This is a genomic window from Sandarakinorhabdus rubra (assembly GCF_010994245.1).
GTDB classification, from domain to species: Bacteria; Pseudomonadota; Alphaproteobacteria; order Sphingomonadales; family Sphingomonadaceae; genus Sandarakinorhabdus; species Sandarakinorhabdus rubra.
In genome coordinates, this window is sequence record NZ_WMHO01000357.1 from 1 (window position 1) to 1,441 (window position 1,441).

General features: G+C 68.1%; 2 protein-coding genes and 1 pseudogene. 1 reads left to right on the forward strand and 2 read right to left on the reverse strand.

Features of this window, described 5'->3' with window-relative positions; translation table 11 throughout:
• A pseudogene (locus GJV64_RS14430) lies at nt 1-296 on the forward strand (hypothetical protein); the annotation flags it as partial.
• A 9-nt stretch (nt 297-305) separates the two neighbouring features.
• On the opposite strand, the gene GJV64_RS14435 reads toward GJV64_RS14430, so the two are convergent.
• Both GJV64_RS14435 and GJV64_RS14440 read right to left on the reverse strand, forming a co-directional pair.
• A complete protein-coding gene (locus GJV64_RS14435) occupies nt 306-851 on the reverse strand; it encodes an HD domain-containing protein (protein ID WP_164158169.1) in 546 nt (181 codons plus the stop codon).
• Nucleotides 852-866: 15 nt separating this feature from the next.
• On the reverse strand, nt 867-1,441 hold a 575-nt coding region (locus GJV64_RS14440; protein ID WP_164158170.1), incomplete at its 5' end, for a class I adenylate-forming enzyme family protein.

The window sequence follows — 1,441 nt, forward strand, 5'->3', positions numbered from 1 at the left end:
CGCAGCTGGTGGCGGCACAGCCGCCGCTGGAGGTGGCGCTGGCCGGGCGGGTGACGCGGCTGCCCGGCGGCAGTGCCATCCTGGAAGTGACCGGCACCATCACCAATCGCACGGCAGCGCGCGTGGCAGTGCCGCCGATGAACGCCCGGCTGCTGGTGGATGGCAGCCCCATGCGCGACTGGACGATCCCGCCGCCGGCCGCCAGCCTGGGGCCGAACCGGCAACTGGCCTTTGCCAGCAGCCTCACCGACGTGCCGCAGGGCGCGGTAACGGTGCAGGTGCGCTTCGGGCGCTAGATCCCCCGCCTAGATGCCCCGCCTGGGCGCCGCGAACACGCGGCGGATCTCCGGCTCGAAGCTTTCCAGGCTGTCGACGTCATAGTCCGGGTCGAAGGCCGGCGCGTCCCAGCGGTCGACGATCTTTTCCGCCATCGCGAACCACGGCTCGCCGCGGAACTTCTCGCGGGCGTTCGGATCCTTGCCCAGGTGCTCGTAATAATAACGGCCCTGGAAATCCTGGTGGTGGACGATGGCGTGATAGATGTCGTCCGACACATAGGGCTTCAGCATCTCGCCGGCGATGGCGCCGTGGTTGGGGATGCTGAACAGCTTGCCAATGTCGTGGCACAGCGCGGCGACCACCTCCTCGTCGGTCGCGCCGTCGCGGCGGGCCAGCGTAGCGGTCATCAGGCTGTGGACCAGCTGGTTGGCGCCAAAGCCCACCTCGATGGCCTCGAGGCGCTTCAGGCTGTCGATGATCTGATCGGCCGCGGCGGAGCGCTGGTGCTTCATGTGCTCGGCGGCGATGTGCATCCAGTCGTCGCGGGTGCCTTCCAGCATGGTCTTGAACATGGTCGTCCTCCCGACTCAGGCCGCTTTGCCAGCCCAGACGTCACGATAATGCTTCCTGAGGGCGACCTTGTCGATCTTGGCCGATCCCAGCTTGGGGAGCTGTTCGCTCGCCATCCAGACCTTCGCGGGGATCTTGAAGCTGGCGAGGCCCGATTTCAGGAAGTCGGTGAGCGCCTCGGGGTCGAGATGCTCGCCGGGCTTGGCATAGACGACGGCGCCGACAATCTCGCCCAGCCGCTCGTCGGGCAGGCCGAACACGCTGGCCTCTGCCACCGCCGGATGCGCATAGATGGCGGCTTCCACTTCCTGGCAGCTGATATTCTCGCCGCCGCGGATGATGATGTCCTTCTTGCGGTCGACGATGAACAGATAGCCGTCCTCGTCCATGTAGCCGAGGTCGCCGCTGCGGAACCAGCCGTCGCCCACGAAGGCGGCGGCCGTGGCGTCGGGCTTGTTCCAGTACCCCCGGCAGTTGCACACCGAGCGGATGCACACTTCGCCCACCGTGCCCGCCGGCAGCGCGGCGCCCACCGGGCCATCGCCATCGGCAATGCGCAGCTCCACCAGCGGCGGCGCGGCGCGGCCGGTGG